General features: G+C 72.6%; 17 protein-coding genes. 7 read left to right on the top strand and 10 right to left on the bottom strand.

Annotated features, from left to right (window positions below; translation table 11 throughout):
- On the bottom strand, positions 1-706 hold a 706-nt coding region (locus tag IPZ69_RS33885), incomplete at its 3' end, for a YoaK family protein (RefSeq protein WP_235458505.1).
- Between the two features lie 105 nt (positions 707-811).
- Here IPZ69_RS33885 and IPZ69_RS33890 point away from each other — a divergent pair.
- Positions 812-2,062: an alpha/beta hydrolase family protein gene (locus IPZ69_RS33890; protein WP_235458506.1), complete on the top strand. Its 1,251-nt coding sequence runs from the start codon at positions 812-814 to the stop codon at positions 2,060-2,062.
- Here IPZ69_RS33890 and IPZ69_RS33895 read toward each other — a convergent pair.
- From IPZ69_RS33895 to IPZ69_RS33925, 7 genes are all read right to left on the bottom strand, one after another.
- Positions 2,059-2,472 (bottom strand): transglycosylase SLT domain-containing protein, encoded by a 414-nt coding sequence (locus IPZ69_RS33895; protein WP_235458507.1) that lies wholly within the window; start codon positions 2,470-2,472, stop codon positions 2,059-2,061. The two genes, IPZ69_RS33890 and IPZ69_RS33895, sit on opposite strands and share 4 nt — an antisense overlap.
- Before the next feature lie 348 nt (positions 2,473-2,820).
- A complete protein-coding gene (locus tag IPZ69_RS33900) occupies positions 2,821-3,618 on the bottom strand; it encodes an ECF transporter S component (protein WP_235458536.1) in 798 nt (265 codons plus the stop codon).
- 77 nt (positions 3,619-3,695) lie between these two features.
- Positions 3,696-5,411, bottom strand: coding sequence for an ABC transporter ATP-binding protein (locus IPZ69_RS33905; protein ID WP_235458508.1), 1,716 nt, complete (start codon positions 5,409-5,411; stop codon positions 3,696-3,698).
- The gene (locus IPZ69_RS33910; protein WP_235458509.1) at positions 5,408-6,574 is read right to left on the bottom strand and encodes an energy-coupling factor transporter transmembrane component T; all 1,167 of its coding nucleotides are present in this window, start codon (positions 6,572-6,574) and stop codon (positions 5,408-5,410) included. Before IPZ69_RS33910 ends, IPZ69_RS33905 begins: the two co-directional genes overlap by 4 nt.
- Positions 6,567-7,211, bottom strand: coding sequence for an SCO2322 family protein (locus IPZ69_RS33915; RefSeq protein ID WP_235458510.1), 645 nt, complete (start codon positions 7,209-7,211; stop codon positions 6,567-6,569). The genes IPZ69_RS33910 and IPZ69_RS33915 overlap by 8 nt, the downstream gene beginning before the upstream one ends.
- Positions 7,208-8,425, bottom strand: coding sequence for a hypothetical protein (locus IPZ69_RS33920; RefSeq protein WP_235458511.1), 1,218 nt, complete (start codon positions 8,423-8,425; stop codon positions 7,208-7,210). The genes IPZ69_RS33915 and IPZ69_RS33920 overlap by 4 nt, the downstream gene beginning before the upstream one ends.
- Before the next feature lie 535 nt (positions 8,426-8,960).
- Positions 8,961-9,989 (bottom strand): MBL fold metallo-hydrolase, encoded by a 1,029-nt coding sequence (locus IPZ69_RS33925; protein ID WP_235458512.1) that lies wholly within the window; start codon positions 9,987-9,989, stop codon positions 8,961-8,963.
- Positions 9,990-10,159: 170 nt separating this feature from the next.
- Between IPZ69_RS33925 and IPZ69_RS33930 the strand changes: the two genes are divergently transcribed.
- Both IPZ69_RS33930 and IPZ69_RS33935 read left to right on the top strand, forming a co-directional pair.
- Positions 10,160-11,617, top strand: a complete 1,458-nt coding sequence (locus IPZ69_RS33930; RefSeq protein WP_235458513.1) for an aldehyde dehydrogenase — start codon at positions 10,160-10,162, stop codon at positions 11,615-11,617.
- A gap of 4 nt (positions 11,618-11,621) precedes the next feature.
- Positions 11,622-11,855: a ferredoxin gene (locus tag IPZ69_RS33935; protein WP_235458514.1), complete on the top strand. Its 234-nt coding sequence runs from the start codon at positions 11,622-11,624 to the stop codon at positions 11,853-11,855.
- 376 nt (positions 11,856-12,231) lie between these two features.
- Here the strand turns inward: IPZ69_RS33935 and IPZ69_RS33940 are convergent, their stop codons facing one another.
- A complete protein-coding gene (locus IPZ69_RS33940; protein WP_235458515.1) occupies positions 12,232-12,873 on the bottom strand; it encodes a TetR family transcriptional regulator in 642 nt (213 codons plus the stop codon).
- Positions 12,874-13,082: 209 nt separating this feature from the next.
- On the opposite strand from IPZ69_RS33940, the gene IPZ69_RS33945 reads away from it, so the two are divergent.
- The 3 genes from IPZ69_RS33945 to IPZ69_RS33955 are packed head-to-tail and all read left to right on the top strand — an operon-like array spanning position 13,083 to position 16,287.
- Positions 13,083-14,462, top strand: a complete 1,380-nt coding sequence (locus tag IPZ69_RS33945; protein ID WP_235458516.1) for a glycosyltransferase family 4 protein — start codon at positions 13,083-13,085, stop codon at positions 14,460-14,462.
- Entirely contained in the window at positions 14,456-15,208 is a 753-nt protein-coding gene (locus IPZ69_RS33950) for a class I SAM-dependent methyltransferase (protein WP_235458517.1), read from the top strand. Before IPZ69_RS33945 ends, IPZ69_RS33950 begins: the two co-directional genes overlap by 7 nt.
- The gene (locus tag IPZ69_RS33955; RefSeq protein ID WP_235458518.1) at positions 15,205-16,287 is read left to right on the top strand and encodes a prenyltransferase/squalene oxidase repeat-containing protein; all 1,083 of its coding nucleotides are present in this window, start codon (positions 15,205-15,207) and stop codon (positions 16,285-16,287) included. Before IPZ69_RS33950 ends, IPZ69_RS33955 begins: the two co-directional genes overlap by 4 nt.
- A 224-nt stretch (positions 16,288-16,511) precedes the next feature.
- Here IPZ69_RS33955 and IPZ69_RS33960 read toward each other — a convergent pair whose 3' ends face one another.
- Positions 16,512-16,805 carry a hypothetical protein gene (locus IPZ69_RS33960; protein ID WP_235458519.1) on the bottom strand — a complete coding sequence of 98 codons (294 nt, stop codon included), beginning with the start codon at positions 16,803-16,805 and terminating at the stop codon, positions 16,512-16,514.
- Positions 16,806-16,945: 140 nt separating this feature from the next.
- On the opposite strand from IPZ69_RS33960, the gene IPZ69_RS33965 reads away from it, so the two are divergent.
- Entirely contained in the window at positions 16,946-17,509 is a 564-nt protein-coding gene (locus IPZ69_RS33965) for a hypothetical protein (RefSeq protein ID WP_235458520.1), read from the top strand.
- The last annotated feature ends 100 nt before the right edge of the window (positions 17,510-17,609 follow it).

A 17,609-nucleotide genomic window follows, 5' to 3' on the forward strand; every position in this document is an offset into this window, starting at 1 on the left:
AAGCCACCACCGCCAACACCCCCGAGGCCAGCGCCGCGAGGAGCAGCGGGGTGCCCAGGTCGCGGTGGATCACCAGCCAGGCGCCCACGGTGGCGCCGGCCAGCATGGCCAGTACGGCGGCCGCGCGGCGGGCGGAGCGTTGGTTCGTGGTGGTGCCGGCCGTGGCGTCGGAGGCGAGGGCCGTCAGGGTCATCGTCAGGACCGTCGTCGTCAGGTCGGGGATGCCCAGCTTGCGTACCGTCGCGTTGCGCAGGCCCATCGCGAAGGCCGTGAGGGCGATCAGGGTGTAGGTCGTGGCGGGTGCGCCCGGCGCCGCGAAGGCCACCACGGCCGACGCGCCCACCAGCACCGCCTCCACGGCCAGCGTCACCCGCGTCCAGGTCCGCCGGGAGCCCCCGCCGAACCGCGCCGCCACCCTGCCGCCGGCCGCCGCGCCCGCCAGGAAGCAGAACAGCGAAGTCGCCGTGTGCGGCACCGAGAAGCCCGCCGCGCCGGCCGCCGCGAAGCCCAACACCACCACGTTTCCGGTCATGTTGGCCGTGAAGACCCGGCCGAGCCCGAGAAAGCTCACCGCGTCGATCAGCCCGCTCACCACGGTCAGCGCCAGCAGAACCACCGTCAGGCGGATCCCGCGCGCCTCGGGATCGGGGGTCTGAGCGCCCGTCGGATGGGTGTGGTCCGGCGAGTTCGGGGGAGGCGTGGTCATGGAGGTCTCCGGGCAGCCGGACGGGCAGGGTGGTGCCAAGTCCACCACGGAGACGGGGGAGTCTCGGATGTCGGGACGAAGCGTGTTGTCCGTAGCGTCCGGGACATGAGCGAACAGACGTATGAAACAGTGGGAAAGCAGTCCGGCCGGCGCGTGCGCAAGGGGATTGCCGCCGCGGCCGCCCTGCTGCTCGCGGGGCTGGCCGCTGCACCGGCCGCATCGGCGGCCACCGAACAGCGGCAGGGCCGGCACCACCGGGGTGACGTCGTCTCCGTCACGCCGGTCGCCACCCACACCCGCGCCGAGGTCGCGCAGGCCCTCGACCGTCTCCACATCGGCACTGACTCCGTGCGGCACGGCGTCCGGGCGTACCGGGTGACGTACCGCACGATGGACCCGTACGGCCGCCCCACCACCGCCACCGGACTGCTCACCCTCCCGGAGGGCGGCCGCCACACCCTGAACCTCGTCTCCGACACGCACGGCACCATGGCCAACCGCGGCTACGCCCCGTCCGTGTCGGAGGACAGCCGGTTCCCGTCGTACCTCTTCGCCTCCGCCGGACATGCCGTGGCCGCGCCCGACTACCTGGGCCTGGGGAAGGGGCCGGGGCTGCACCCGTACATGGACACGCGGTCGGCCGTCACCGCCACGGTCGACCTGCTGCGCGCCGCCCGGACCGCGGCGGCGGGGCTGGGCCGGACCCTCGACGGGAATCTCTACGCGACCGGCTTCTCACAGGGCGGGCAGGTCGCGATGGCCGTGGGGAGAGCGGTCGAGGCCGGTGACGCGCCCGGCTTCCGGCTGAAGGCGCTGGCTCCGGTGGCAGGGCCGTACGACCTGGAGGGCACGGAGGTGCCGGCGCTCGCGGACGGCCGGGTCAACGACATCAGCGGTGTGTTCTACCTCTCCTACTTCCTCACCGCCCAGAACCGGCTGCACCACCTCTACGAGGACCCGGCCGAGGTCTTCCGGGCGCCGTACGCCGATCGCGTCGAAGGACTCTTCGACGGAACCCACGAGGACGAGGACATCGTCCGGCAGCTGGCCCCCACCGTGCGGGAACTGGTGACGGACGACTACTACCGGCGGCTCACCCACCCGACAGGCGCCTTCCGCGCGGCACTGCGGGCCAACGATCACACCTGTGACTGGAAGCCGGCCGCGCCGGTGCGGCTGTACGCGGGCGCGAAGGACACCGACGTGCCGATCGGCAATGCCCGGACATGCGCGCGCACCCTCGCCGGAGAAGGGGCGAGGGTGCGCGTGCTGAATCAGGGGGACGTCGACCACGTGGGGTCGTACGCCGCGGCGCTGCCGCGGATCGTGCGCTGGTTCGGTGGCGGAACGGCTTAGTACCAGCCGTTGGCCTGCCAGAAGTTCCAGGCGTCGGCGGGGCTGCCGTAGCGGGAGTTCATGTAGTCCAGGCCCCACTTGATCTGGGTGGCCGGGTTGGTCTTCCAGTCGGAGCCGGCGGAGGCCATCTTCGAGCCGGGCAGGGCCTGGACCAGGCCGTAGGCGCCGGAGGAGCTGTTGGTGGCGGAGATGTTCCAGCCGCTCTCGTGCTCGACGATCTTGGAGAAAGCGGTGTACTGCGCGGCGTCCGGGATCATCTTGTGCGCGATCGACTGAGCCGAAGAGGTCGAGGTCGTGGCGGCCTGAGCGGGCGCCGCGGCCATGATCATGCCGGTCGTGGCGGCAGCCAGGGCGGCAGTCGTGAGGGCCTTCTTCGGGGAAGCGATGCGGCGGATGAAGGAGACGGACACGGAGAACCTCTTACGTCGGGGACAAGGAGTCGCGCTGTACGTCGTCACCACGCGGTACGCGGTGGGCCATACGGTGGCGCCGCGACCCGGGTGGGTTCGTGGCGCCTGGCGACGTCGTCCAGACAAGCAGGCCGGAAAGTCGTCCGCAATCACCCCTTTTACTAGTGGTGGCCGGATTGGCGGGAAACGTCGCTTGTGTGACCTGGGTCGCAATGCGCAGGTCGGAGAGGGTTCGTGTCCGAAGATTTCGGACAAGTCGCCCTACGGCCCCGCTTCGTAGGTGACCTGCGTCATGTGGGGTGCTTCACCGGCCCGCCGACGGACCGCACACGACCGCTCACCCAGCGGTCACCGCGGCGGGGCCTCGAATGTGACCGCGGTCTCGAAGTTGGCCCGCCGGGTGGCCCGGCGCAGCGCCCGCAGCAGCGCCGGGCCGAGCGCGAGGGTCAGCACGACCGTGCACAGGGCCCGGCCCAGGTCCCAGCCGAGGGAGGTGGCCAGGCAGTACGCGACGAAGCGGGCCAGGTTCGCGGGGAGCGAGGCGTGCGCGTCGAAGGCGATGTTCGAGGCGAGGGCGCCGATGAAGGGCCAGCCCGCCAGGTTCATGATCGTGCCGTAGGCGAAGGCGGCGAGGAAGCCGTAGAAGGAGAGCATCAGCAGCTCGACGCGGCCGCGCAGCCGGTCCGGGCCGGGCAGCAGGCCCGCCCCCATCGTGAACCACCCCATCGCGAGCATCTGGAACGGCATCCACGGGCCCACCCCGCCCGTGAGCAGCGCCGACGCGAACATCGTCAGCGAGCCGAGCACGAAGCCGAACCCCGGGCCGAGGACGCGCCCGCTCAGCACCATCAGGAAGAACATGGGCTCGATCCCGGCCGTGCCCGCGCCGATCGGCCGCAGCGCCGCGCCGGTCGCGGCCAGCACGCCCAGCATGGCGACGGCCTTCGGCCCGAGCCCCGACTCGGAGATCGTCGCGGCGACGACGGCGACGAGCAGCACGAGCAGCCCCGCGAAGAGCCAGGGCGCGTCCTGCGCGTGCGCGCTGATGTGCGAGCCGGGCGGGGCGAGGAAGGGCCACCCGAAGGCGACGACCCCGACCGCGCTGACCAGGGCGAGCGCGGCGGTGGAGCGGGGGCCGAGGCGGATGGGCCGCGCCTGCGGGGTCCTGGTCTTCGGGGCCCCGGTCTCAGGGGTGGTGCTCCGAGGGGTCCCGGTCCGACGGCTCACGCGAGTGCCTCCCGTACCTGCGCGGTCGTGAGCCACTGCTGCGGCGCCAGGATCTTGGTGATCTGCGGGGCGAAGGACGGGGACGACACCACGATGTCGGCCGTCGGGCCGTCCGCGATGACCTCCCCCTCCGCGAGGAGCACCACCCGGTGGGCGAGCTCGGCGGCCAGTTCCACGTCGTGCGTGGCCAGCACGATGGCGTGACCCTCGGCGGCGAGCCCGCGCAGCACGGTGACCAGACGGGCCTTCGCCGCGTAGTCCAGACCCCGGGTCGGCTCGTCCAGCAGGAGAAGGGGAGGACGGGCGGTCAGGACGACGGCCAGGGCCAGCGCGAGCCGCTGCCCCTCGGACAGGTCCCGGGGGTGGGTGTCGTCACCGATGCCGGGCAGCAGACCGGAGACGAGCGCACGGCAGGTGCCCGGCTCGGCCCGCGCGTCCCGGTCGGCGGCCGCGCACTCGGCGCCGACCGTGTCGGCGTACAGCAGGTCGGCGGGCTCCTGCGGGACCAGCCCGACGTGCCGCACCAGATCGTGGGGCGCGGTGCGGTGCGGCACGGCACCGCCGACCAGGACCGAACCGGCGGACGGTTCGACGAGCCCGACCAGGGTGTTCAGCAGCGTGGACTTCCCGGCGCCGTTGCGCCCCATCAGGGCGACCGTCTCCCCGGGGGCGAAGCCGAGGTCCACCTGCCGGAGGGCGGTGACCCCGGCCCGGCGGACGGCCAGGGAGCGCACCTCGGCTACCCCCGGCGGCACGGTGTCGGGCGTGCGCCCGCGCCGGAACCGGCGCGGAGCGGAGATGCGAGAAACGGGGGCGCGAGACATGGGGACGCGGGGAGCGGGGACGTCGGCCTCGGGGGCGGCGGCGCTCGCCGGTGCCGGCCGCGGCGCCTTTCGGCCGTCGAGCCGCTCCCGCAGCTCCCCGGCCCGGCGGCGCGCGTCCCGCACGGTCAGCGGCAGCGGGGACCAGCCGGCCAGCCGGCCCAGGTCCACCACCGGCGGGTACACCGGCGAGACCGCCATCACCTCGGCCGGGGTGCCCAGCAGCGGGGCGGCGCCCGGGGCGGGCAGCAGGATGACCCGGTCGGCGTACTGGATCACCCGTTCCAGCCGGTGCTCGGCCATGAGGACGGTCGTACCGAGGTCGTGGACGAGCCGCTGCAGGACGGCGAGGACCTCCTCCGCGGCCGCCGGGTCGAGCGCCGAGGTCGGTTCGTCGAGGACCAGGACCCGCGGGTGCGGGGTGAGCACCGAGCCGATGGCGACGCGCTGCCGCTGACCGCCGGAGAGCGTCGCGATGGGCCGGTCGCGCAGGTCGGCGAGGCCCAGCAGGTCCAGGGTCTCCTCCACCCGGCGCCGCATCACGTCCGGGGCCAGGCCCAGCGACTCCATCCCGTACGCGAGCTCGTCCTCCACCGTGTCCGTGACGAAGTGGGCGAGCGGATCCTGGCCCACCGTGCCCACCACGTCGGCGAGTTCACGCGGCTTGTGGGTGCGGGTGTCCCGGCCCGCGACGGTGACGCGGCCGCGCAGGGTGCCGCCGGTGAAGTGCGGGACGAGCCCGCTCACCGCGCCGAGCACCGTCGACTTGCCGACGCCGGACGGACCGACGAGGAGCACGAGTTCGCCCTCCGGCACCTCGAAGTCCACGCCCCGGACGGTCGGTTCGGCCGCCCCCTCGTACGTCACGGAGACATCCTCGAAACGGATCACGACGGCTCCTTGGGGGCGGCGAGGGCGGGCAGCAGGGCGAGGAGCACGGCGGCCGCGGGCCACAGGGGCAGCACGGGCGCGGTGAGCGGTACGACTCCGGGGTGCAGGGCGGCGGAATCGGTCGCGGAGGCGAGCGTGAGCAGCGCGGCGACGGCTCCGCCGGAGGCGGCGACCAGCCAGGCACGCGGACCCCAGGGGTCCGGGCGGTACCGGGTGCGCAGGGTGCGGCGGCCGCCGAGGCGCAGGCCCGCGAGCGCGGCGCCGACCCCGGCCAGCAGCACGGGCAGCCCGTACGTGCCGCCCTCGGCGGTGAGCAGCCCGTACGTGCCCGCGCAGACGCCGAGCAGACCGCCGAGGGTGAGGGCGGTGGTGGTGCGGCGGACCCGGGCGGGGACGTCGGCGCTGCGGCCGTAGCCACGGGCGTCCATCGCGGCGGCCAGGGCGACCGAGCGCTCCAACGCGCCCTCCAGGACCGGCAGTCCGACCTGCAGCAGGCCCCGCACACCCCGGTCCGGCCTGCCGCGCAGCCGGCGGGCGGCACGCAGCCGCTGGACGTCCGCGATGAGGTTCGGGGCGAAGGTGAGCGCGACGACCACGGCCACGCCGATCTCGTACAGGGCGCCCGGGAGGGACTTGAGGAGACGGGCCGGGCTCGCCAGGGCGTTCGCCGCGCCGACGCAGATCAGCAGCGTGGCCAGCTGCAGGCCGTCGTACAGCGCGAAGACCACCGACTCGGCGGTGACCCGGCCGCCGAGCCGGATGCCCTGCGCCCAGTGGGGCAGGGGGACCTCGGGCAGCGTGACGATCACATGGGTGCCGGGGACGGGGGAGCCGAGGGCCACCGCGAAGACGAGGCGGATCAGGAGGACGGCGAAGGCGAGTTTGAAGAAGGCCGAGTACGACCGGGACCAGGGCGTCCGGCTCCGGCAGGTCGCCACGACGTAGGCCGAGGCCGCCACGAGCAGGGCGAGGACCAGAGGGTTGGTGGTGCGGCTGGCGGCGGTGGCCAGGCCGAGCGACCAGAGCCACCAGGCACCGGGGTGCAGTGTCGGGCGGCGCTGGTGCCGGGAGGCGGGGACGCTCTCCCGCCCTTGCGAGGCGCCGCCCCCGTCCCTGCCGCCCGAGCAGCGCGACGGCTCACGGCTCGGCAGACGGCTACGCATCCCTGCGACGGCGTGCCTGCCACACCGCTGCCGCTCCCAGCACGACGACCGCGCCCGCCCCGGCCAGCAGGCCCACCGACGGCCCGTGGTCCGCGTCCTTCGGCTTCCCGGCGGCGGCCGTCGGCTTCTTCTCCGTGCTCACCTGTTCCCCGCACCCCTGCTGCGGATAACCCGAGATGGCGCACAGCAGGGCGTTGGTGTCGTAGCGGAGGGGCCCCGCGACCGCGGCCAGGGCCTCGGCCGTCGTCGCGTCGGGAGAGACCCGGGCGCAGGCCGTCCGCCGGGCGGGCGGGGTCTCGCCGGACGGGGCGTCCGCCGCCGTGCCGAAGTCGATGACCAGCGCCACCCGCTTCTTGCCCTGGATGGCGGGCGTACCCGCGCAGATGGTGCCGAAGTCCGCCGCGTCGCGCGGTCGCGTCGCGTCCGAGGAGTCCTCGCTCACCGCGAAGCGGAAGCCCTGGACGTCGCCGTCGGCGGGGCGGGCGGTCGACGGGCCCTCGGTGGCGTAGGTCCAGTGGGAGCCCTCGCGCTCCCAGAAGGACCAGTAGCGGTAGCCGACGGCCTGCGCCTGGCCCGCGGCCGCGCACAGGAACAGCGCGGCCGGCAGGAGCGTCGCGGCACGGCGGACGGCGGTCACGGCTGCTGCTTCTTCCGGCGGCCGCTGAGCAGGAAGCCGATGCCGATGCCGGCGACCAGGCCGGTGCCGACGATCCACCAGACGTTCGTGCCGGAGTCGTGCTCCGCCTTCTTGGCGGGCTCCGCCGCCCGCTTCGCCGTCTGCGGCGCCGGTCCCGTCGCGTTCAGCTCCCGCACGAGGTCCGTGCCGCCGAAGTTCCGCGGGTCCTCGCCCATCGCGTGCGCGGCGAGGATCAGCTCGGCGTACGCGGCCGGGCCGCCCTGCTTCGCCCACTGCGCGGAGTTCTTCTCCAGCCAGGCGTACGGCTTGCGCGCCTCCTCCGTCCAGCCGGCCGCGGCGAGCGCGACGACCGCGTCGGCGGTGTTGCCGTAGTCGGGCTGGTCCTTGGCGCCGGGGAGGACGGACGTGAGGTGGTTGCCGTTGCGGAGCATCGTCACCGCCAGGTATGCGGCGCCGTTGCCCGACACCCCGCGTGGCGTGAGCGACTTGCCCTCGGCGCACTTGCCGTAGTCGGCCGGCCGCTTCGCGGCCGTCACCACGAACCCCTTGCCGAGCGCGCCGAGCACACCGGCCGCCGTCGCGTCCGCGTTGGCCACCAGCTTGCCCTTCTTGTCCGGCTGGTAGGCGAGCGCGCCGCCGGCCTGGGCGTCGCAGGGCAGGGACATCTTCGCCAGCAGGTCGTACGGCGACTTGCCCTCGCCGCGGAGCACGGAGGGGTGGTCGCCGACCGCCGCGAGCGCGCCGATGACGACCCCGGTGGAGTTGGAGTCGCTGGGCCCGGGCGAGGTGTAGCCCCAGCCGCCGTCCTTGTTCTGCTGACCCTTCAGCCAGCTCACCGCCGAGCGGGCCTGGCCGTCGTGGTCGTGGACCGCCATCAGGGCCTGCGCGGCGGCGGCCGTGGCGTTGGTGTCGAAGACCACGTTGCCCTCGCAGGGCTTGGAGGTGTCCGCACGGTAGGCGGCGAAGGCCCCGTTGGAGCACTGCTGCTCGGTCAGCCAGTCCACGGCCTTTCCGGACGGCGTCTCTCCCACCGCGCGCTGCGCGATCAGGGCCAGCGACTGGCGCCAGACGCCGTCGTACTTCGGGTCCGTGCTGCCGTACAGCCCCGACGGGAGCGCCGCCGAGGCGGACGGGGACGGGTCGGCGGCTGCGGGCGTGGCCGCGCCGATCACGGCGATGACGGCCAGCGCGGCGGCGCTACGGCGGACGTTCATGGTCGGCGACTGCCTCTCCTGCGGGGAGCCGGGCAGCACGGGACACCCCGGGCGGCTCGGCTCCGTAAACCTCGACGGTGCCGTGCGTGGGCGGATCCCTGGCGCACGTGAGCCGGTCAACGTCCCGTCCGAGGCAGTCCGGCTCACCGCCGAGAGCGGTTTTACGGTTGCGGGTCAGCGCCGGAATTGCACCGGCTTCCCCCCGTACAGGTGTGATGACGACGCGGCCACTCTACCCGGCGGTAGTCGGAGCGCTGAGGGGTGGCTGTGAACCGGGGGTACGGGGCCTGGGACAGACCCTGGAGTGCCCGCCATGATCACACCGCCGGGGAGACTGCTCGGCTCGGGCCGCTCCACGCACACGAATACCCCGTGCCCCGGGTACGGCCCACCGGCTCGTGCACCGAGCTGGTGATGGAGCCGCTGTCCGGGCCGACGACCCCGAGGCCCGTGTCCTGCACCTGGGCCTCCATCCCGACAACGCGATGCTCACCGAGGACTTGATATGAACCCTGCTGCCGGGCACCCCGCGGCCTCACACCGCCACGTAGGTCACCGGCTCGCTTCCCGGCACGGCCTCCGCCCGCCCCTGCTTCACCAGGCGGCGCACATGGGCCTCGGCCTCCGAGACCGCGATGTTCCGGGAGCCGTAGGGGATCTGCTCCCAGGGGCGGTTCCACTCCATGCGCTCGGCCAGCTGCCAGGGGGTGAGGGGCTCGGCCAGCAGGGCCAGCAGCCCGGCCAGCCGCTCCTCGTGGTGCGCCAGCAACTCCCGTACGCGGGCGGCCGCGTCGGTGAACGCGTACTGGTGGGCGGGGAGCACCTCGGCGGGGGCCAGGCGGCCGACGCGTTCCAGGGAGTCGAGGTAGTCGCCGAGCGGGTCCGTCACGGTCGCGTCGTCGGGATCCTCGTACAGGCCGATGTGCGGGGTGATCTCCGGGAGCAGATGGTCGCCGGAGAACAGGCGCCCGTGGCCCGCCCGCCGGTCCGGGTGCTCCTCCTCCAGGTGCAGGCACACATGGCCCGGCGTGTGTCCCGGCGTCCAGACGGCACGCAGTCGGCGGCCGGGCAGCGGGAGGAACTCGCCGGGCACGATCTCCCGGTCGGGTAGGGCGGGGGAGAGGCCGGGCAGGGTACGGCGACGGCGGGCGGCACGCAGCGGGGCCACGTGTTCCTCGGGGGCGCCGGCGGCTTCGAGCTTGGCCGCCATGTACGTGAACCAGCGCTCGGGCCGCGTCTCCCGCGCCCGGCGCACGATCGCCGCGTCGGCCGCGTGCATGGCGATCCAGCCACCGGAGGCCTCCCGCACCTTGCCCGACAGGCCGTGGTGGTCGGGGTGGTGATGGGTGATCACCATCCCGTGCAGTTCGGCGACGGACGTACCGCAGGCCGTCAGGCCCTCGGCGAGGGCGTCCCAGGAGGCCGGGTCGTCCCAGCCGGTGTCGATGAGGACCGGGCCGCGGTCGGTGTCGACGACGTAGACGAGGGTGTGGCCGAGGGGGTTGTCCGGGATCGGGACCTGGAGGGAACGGACGCCGCCACCGTGGTCGTACACCTGCGCCATGGGCTCCCCAATCACCGCGTTTCCGCCACTATAACTAGAACACGTTTCCATGGGAGCCCGAGTCGACCAACCGTCCCTCGTCGCATCCGTGGACTCCCCTGGGTGGAGCTGGTATCAGTTCCCTGTCTGATGGATCGTCAGAAGCGCAGTCCCCGGGGAGGCATTCGGCCATGACCGAGCTCGTGGAACACGGACAGCTGTTCATCGGCGGGGAGTTGACCGACCCCCTGGGCAAGGACGTCATCGAGGTGATCTCCCCGCACACGGAGGAGGTCATCGGACGGGTCCCGCACGCCTCGCGGGAGGACGTCGACCGGGCCGTGGCCGTGGCGCGGCGGGCCTTCGACGAGGGGCCCTGGCCGCGGATGAGCCTCGATGAGCGCATCGGGGTGGTCACCCGGATCAAGGACGCGATCGCCGTCCGGCACGAGGAGATCGCCCGCGTGATCTCGTCCGAGAACGGGTCCCCGTACTCCTGGAGCGTCCTCGCGCAGGCGCTCGGCGCGATGATGGTCTGGGACGCGGCGATCACGGTCGCGCGCGGCTTCACGTACGAGGAGACGCGCGACGGCGTCCTCGGAAAGATCCTGGTGCGGCGCGAGCCGGTCGGGGTCGTCGCGGCCGTCGTCCCCTGGAACGTCCCGCAGTTCGTCGCCGCCGCCAAGCTCGCCCCCGCCCTGCTCACCGGCTGCACCGTGGTGCTCAAGCCGTCGCCCGAGTCGCCGCTGGACGCGTATCTCCTCGGCGAGATCGCCAAGGAGGCCGGGCTGCCGGAGGGCGTGCTGTCCATCCTGCCCGCCGACCGCGAGGTCAGCGAGTACCTCGTCGGGCACCCCGGCATCGACAAGGTCTCCTTCACCGGCTCGGTCGCGGCGGGCCGGCGTGTGATGGAGGTGGCCTCGCGCAACCTCACCCGCGTGACGCTGGAGCTGGGCGGCAAGTCCGCGGCCGTCGTCCTGCCCGACGCCGACCTCACGGCCTCGGTCGCCGGCATCGTCCCGGCGGCCTGGATGAACAACGGCCAGGCCTGTGTGGCCCAGACCCGCATCCTGGTGCCCCGCTCCCGCTACGACGAGTTCGCGGACGCCTTCGCCCAGGCCGCGAGCGCGCTCCAGGTCGGCGACCCGCTGGCCCCCGCCACCCAGGTCGGCCCCCTGGTCGCCCGGCGCCAGCAGCAGCGCAACCTCGACTACATCCGCATCGGCCAGGAGGAGGGCGCCAAGATCCTCACCGGCGGCGGCCGCCCGGCGGGCCTGGACAAGGGCTGGTACGTCGAGCCGACGCTCTTCGGCGACGTCGACAACTCCATGCGGATCGCCCGCGAGGAGATCTTCGGCCCGGTGATCTGCCTCCTGCCGTACGGCGACGAGGCCGAGGCGGTGAAGATCGCCAACGACTCCGACTACGGGCTGTCCGGCAGCGTGTGGACGGCCGACGTGGCGCACGGCATCGAGGTGGCCCGGCAGGTCCGTACGGGCACGTACTCGGTCAACACCTTCAGCCTCGACATGCTGGGCCCCTTCGGCGGCTACAAGAACTCGGGCCTGGGGCGGGAGTTCGGGCCCGAGGGATACGGCGAGTACCTCGAACACAAGATGGTCCACCTCCCCGCGGGCTGGGAGGGCTAGGGCGATGGGCGACCGCTGGCACGTCGAGGTCGACCGCTCCGTCTGCATCGGCTCGGCCCAGTGCGTCCACCACGCCCCCGACGGCTTCCGCCTCGACACCGGCCGCCAGTCGCGGCCCGTCGAGGCGGACACCGACGCCAATGAGCAGGTGCTCGCGGCGGCGGAGGGCTGTCCCGTGGAGGCCATCTCGATCGCGCTGCTGGAGAGCGGGGAGCCGGTGTTCCCGCCGGAGGACTGAGCCAGGACAGAGCCAGGGCCGAGCCAGGACGGAGCCAGGGCCGAGCGGCTCAAAAAATCTTCCAGAATTTCCCATTTGGGGGGTTCTGTATTGCTCCAGGCGTTCTATGCTGATAGAGGCCTACGGGGCGAGTGAGGGAGTTCGACCGGAGTAGCCGACTTTGGCGAGACGCACAGGCATCCGCTGAGGCCGACGTCGACGGTCGGGCTGAGAGGCTGGAAGGTCGCTGGGAAAGGACCAGAAGGCGACCCCCATCACCTGATCCGGGTAATGCCGGCGAAGGGAACCCGTCTCGTAGGTCCTTATTTGTGCCCCGACGAGCGCCCCGCGCGCCCCTCGGGGCTCTCCTGTTGCGGGGCCTCGGGTTGCGGGGTCCTCAGGCCGATTCTTCCGGGGTCGTCAGGTCGATCAGACGGCACACCGTCTCGATGTCGATCTTCACCTGCGCGATGGAGGCACGGCCCGACAGCCAGGTGATCAGGGCCGAGTGCCAGGTGTGCTCGATGACCCGCACCGCCGAGAGCTGCTCGGGAGTGGGGTTCTCCAACCCCATCGCGTCCAGGATGATCGCCGTCGTCTGCCGGGACACCTGGTCCACCTCGGGCGAGACGCTGCGGTCGGCGAAGGTCAGGGCCCGCACCATGGCGTCGGCCAGGTGAGGCTCGCGCTGCAGGGCGCGGAAGGCCCGCATCAGCGTCGCCGCCACCCGCTCGGCCGCCGTCTCGCCCGCCGGGGGCTTCTTGCGCAGGGTTCCGTGCATGTGCTCCAGCTGGTCCTGCATGGTCGCGACCAGCAGATGCACCTTGGAGGGGAAGTAGCGGTAGAGCGTGCCCAGCGCCACCTGCGAGGACTCGGCGACCTCGCGCATCTGCACGGCGTCGAAACCGCCCCGGCTGGCCAGCTGGGCGCTCGCGTGCAGGATCCGTCGGCGACGGGCCTCCTGCCGCTCGGTGAGCGGCGGCGAGTCCGACCGCGTCGCTCGCGCGGCACTGGCTTCCACCTTGGTTTCCGCAGGCATGGGTCCCGCTCCGTGACGGTCGGTGAGGGCAGGTGATCACACAGCATGCCAGGGGCCCGCGCCGTGGCGTGAATCACCTGATCCACTGCTCACAGCACCCCTACCTGCCGGTAGATTCAGAGCCTCTTGAACGATCAAGTCTGAAACTTGTTCTAGATTAGCGTCCCGGCGTAGTCTCGCGGGACAGTGCAGGGAGAAGGGGGCCCGGAGTGACCGCTGAGGCCAGGGCCGCGGGCGCCGAGGAGGAACCCGCAGCCGACGGCGAGCGACCGCTCGACATCGCGCTTCTCACCTATAAAGGGAACCCGTTCTGCGGCGGCCAGGGCGTCTACGTACGGCACCTGTCGCGCGAGCTGGCCCGCCTCGGCCACCGCGTCGAGGTCATCGGCTCCCAGCCCTATCCCGTGCTCGACGAGGACCGTGGCCACGCCGGCCGGCTCACCCTGACCGAGCTGCCCAGCCTCGACCTCTACCGCCAGCCCGACCCCTTCCGCACGCCGGGCCGCGACGAGTACCGGGACTGGATCGACGCCCTCGAAGTCGGCACCATGTGGACCGGCGGGTTCCCCGAGCCGCTGACCTTCTCGCTGCGCGCCCGCCGCCATCTGCGCGCCCGCCGCGGCGAGTTCGACGTCGTCCACGACAACCAGACGCTCGGCTACGGCCTGTTGGGTGACATCGGCGCGCCCCTGGTCACCACCATCCACCACCCCATCACGGTGGACCGCCGGCTGGAGCTGGACGCGGCCGAGGGCTGGCAGCGCCGCTACTCCGTGCGCCGCTGGTACGCCTTCACCCGCATGCAGAAGCGCGTCGCGCGCCGCCTGCCCTCCGTCCTCACCGTCTCCGGCACCTCCCGCCAGGAGATCGTGGACCACCTGGGCGTGCGGGACGACCGCATCCACGTCGTCCACATCGGCGCCGACACCGACCTCTTCTCGCCGAATCCGGCGGTGCCCGTCGTGCCGGGCCGGATCGTCACCACCTCCAGCGCCGACGTGCCGCTCAAGGGGCTGGTCTTCCTCGTCGAGGCGCTGGCCAAGGTGCGCACCGAGCACCCCGACGCCCACCTGGTCGTCGTCGGCAAGCGCCCGCAGGAGGGTCCCGTCGCCCAGGCCGTCGAACGGTACGGCCTGGAGGGCGCCGTCGACTTCGTGAAGGGCATCTCGGACGCCGAACTCGTCGACCTGGTCCGCTCGGCGGAGGTCGCCTGCGTGCCGTCCCTGTACGAGGGCTTCTCCCTGCCGGCCGCCGAGGCCATGGCCACCGGCACCCCGCTGGTCGCCACCACCGGCGGCGCGATCCCCGAGGTCGCCGGCCGTGACGGGGAGACCTGCCTCGCCGTACCGCCGGGCGACGCGGGGGCACTGGCCGCCGGGCTGAGCCGGCTGCTGGGGGACCCGGAGCTGCGTGCGCGGCTCGGCGCCGCGGGGCGCGAGCGGGTGCTGGAGCGGTTCACCTGGGCCCGCGCCGCCGAGGGCACGGTGGCCCGGTACCGCGAGGCCATCGGCCGCTCCCGACCGCGCGCGAGCAGCGGCACGACCACCGCCGCAACTGGTGTCTATTCCGAAAGCAGGGCCACGTGCTGACCGTCGACTTCTCCCGGTTCCCGCTCGCCCCGGGCGACCGCGTACTGGACCTCGGCTGCGGTGCCGGCCGGCACGCGTTCGAGTGCTACCGGCGCGGCGCCCAGGTCGTGGCGCTCGACCAGAACGGCGAGGAGATCCGCGAGGTCGCCAAGTGGTTCGCGGCGATGAAGGAGGCGGGCGAGGCCCCGGCCGGCGCCACCGCCACCGCGATGGAGGGCGACGCCCTCGCGCTGCCCTTCCCGGACGAGTCCTTCGACGTCGTCATCATCTCCGAGGTGATGGAGCACATCCCGGACGACAAGGGCGTACTGGCCGAGATGGTCCGGGTGTTGAAGCCCGGCGGCCGCATCGCCATCACCGTCCCGCGCTACGGCCCCGAGAAGGTGTGCTGGACGCTGTCCGACGCGTACCACGAAGTCGAGGGCGGCCACATCCGCATCTACAAGGCGGACGAACTGCTGGCCAAGATCCGCGAGGCCGGCCTGCGCCCGTACGGCACCCACCACGCGCACGCGCTGCACTCCCCGTACTGGTGGCTCAAGTGCGCGTTCGGCGTGGACAACGACAAGGCGCTGCCGGTGCGGGCGTACCACAAGCTGCTGGTCTGGGACATCATGAAGAAGCCGCTGGCCACCCGGGTCGCCGAGCAGGCGCTGAACCCGCTGATCGGCAAGAGCTTCGTGGCGTACGCGACGAAGCCGCACCTGCCCAGCCTGGCCGAGGCGTCCGAGGCGGCCGCCAAGTGACCACCCCCCGGACAGAACACCTCGTCCTGCCCGGGGTCCTCACCGCGGAGCAGGCTGCCGCCACCGTGCGCGGCATCCTCGCCGTGCAGCGGGAGGACGGCGCCATCCCGTGGTTCCGCGGCCATCACCTGGACCCGTGGGACCACACCGAGGCGGCCATGGCCCTGGACGCGGCGGGCGAGCACGAGGCCGCGGAGCGGGCGTACAGCTGGCTGGCGGAGCACCAGAACGAGGACGGCTCCTGGTACGCGGCCTACGCGGACGGCGCGCACGACGACGTCACGGACCGGGCCCGCGAGTCGAACTTCGTCGCGTACATCGCGGTGGGCGTGTGGCACCACTATCTGTCCACCGGTGACGACACGTTCCTGGACCGCATGTGGCCCTCGGTCTACGCGGCGACGGAATGGGTGCTGCGGCTGCAGCAGCCGGGCGGGCAGATCGGCTGGCGGCGCGAGGATGACGGGACGCCCACGGCGGACGCGCTGCTGACGGGCAGTTCGTCGATCCACCACGCGCTGCGCTGCGCGCTGGCCATCGCCGAGCAGCGGGAAGAGCCGCAGCCGGACTGGGAGTTGGCGCTGGGCGCGCTGGGGCACGCGATACGCCGGCACCCGGAGCGCTTCCTGGACAAGGACCGCTACTCGATGGACTGGTACTACCCGGTCCTGGGCGGAGCCCTGACGGGCGCCGAGGCCAAGTCCCGCATCGACCGGGACTGGAACCGTTTCGTCGTCCCCGACCTGGGCGTGCGCTGCGTGGTCCCGAACCCGTGGGTGACGGGCGGCGAGTCCTCCGAACTCGCCCTGGCCCTCTGGGCGATCGGCGAGTCGGACCGCGCCCTGGAGATCCTCCAGTCCATCCAGCACCTGCGCGACCCCGAGACCGGCCTCTACTGGACGGGCTACGTCTTCGACGAGGACACGGTCTGGCCGCGCGAACTCACCACCTGGACAGCGGGTTCCCTCCTCCTCGCGGTCGCCGCCCTCGGCGGCCACGAGGCCACATGCGCCATCTTCGGAGCCGAACACCTCCCCACCGGCCTGGACCCTGACTGCTGCACCCAGCAACAGTCCTAGTAGCGGCGGATCCAGTGGCCCCTAGTGCCGGTGGATCCGGTTGGCGACCGCGTGGCCGATGAAGAGGTAGACGACCGCGGCGAGGCCGTAGCCGGCTACTACGCGGGCCGAGGCCTCGTTGTTGTAGGTGTGGTGTTCCGCGGGGGCCCGCGCCGCCGGGGTTGTTGGACCAACCGGATAGTCGGGCAGCGGCGTTGGCGGGCAGCAGGGCCGGCCGGCTTGGCTCAGTGCCGGTGGATCCGGTTGGCGACCGCGTGGCCGATGAAGAGGTAGACGACCGCGGCGAGGCCGTAGCCGGCCACTACGCGGGCCCAGGCCTCGTCGAAGGTGAAGAGGTCGTGGGACCAGCCGGCGAGCCAGGCGGCGGAGCCGTGGACGAAACGCACCAGGTCGTTGGCGCGGTTGGCGTCCAGTAGGTACATGAGGATCCACAGGGCCAGGATGAAGGCCATGACGTCGGCGACGACCGCGACGACCGTGCCGGCCTGATGCGCACCGTTGCGATATCGAGGGGACATACCCTTCGGGTTGCCGCTCGGCCCGCGGTGAAACCCCCAGGGGGTCCCCCGACTGGGGTCCCCCGGGTGGCGCAGTGGACCGGGCCGGGTGAGGCTGCCGGGAGAGACAGCCGCTCGGGGAGGACATCCCGGAGGATTTCGTGCCCGTACCGATACGGCGCCTCTTCGTGGCGCTCACGCTGAGCTGTGCCCTGCTCGCCGGTTCCACCGCCTGCGGGAAGGGCGAGGCCACCACGCAGGGCACGGGGCCTGTCGTGGTCGCCGCCGACACCCCGAGCCCCACCACGTCCGCGGAGCGGCAGAAGTTCGCCAAGGCCCGCTTCGTGGCGAACGCCGGTCTCGCCGCCGGGGCGACCTACCAGTGGATCGTGAAGCCCTGGAAAGAGGGCAAGTTCAAGAAGGGCGCCAAGGGCCGCAAGCTCTCCCTGATCAAGGCCGGTCTCGCCGGCACCTTCGCCTACAACCGCCTCAAGGCCGCCAAGAAGAACGCCGAGGGCGACCCGCTCCTGTCGAAGGCCCTCGCCCCGATCGGCGCCGGCATCGATTCCCTCAAGGGCCTGCCCGGCAAGCTGCGTTCGGGCGACTCCACCGACGCCGTGGTCGGCACCTTCGGCGACATCATCAACCAGGTGAAGGACGCCGGTAAGAGCGCCGGCGCCGAGGTCAAGGACCAGGTGCCGTCGGCTTCCCAACTCGGTGGCTGAAAACCATGGTTGAGGTGCCGTCAGGTGATCTGACGGCACCTCAGTTCGCCCCGCGTTCGGCTGGAGTTGGCGATTCCGGCGCCAAGTGTTCGGTGAGGTC

Origin of the sequence: Streptomyces olivochromogenes, assembly GCF_021538895.1 — a bacterium.
Classification (GTDB): domain Bacteria; phylum Actinomycetota; class Actinomycetes; order Streptomycetales; family Streptomycetaceae; genus Streptomyces; species Streptomyces olivochromogenes_A.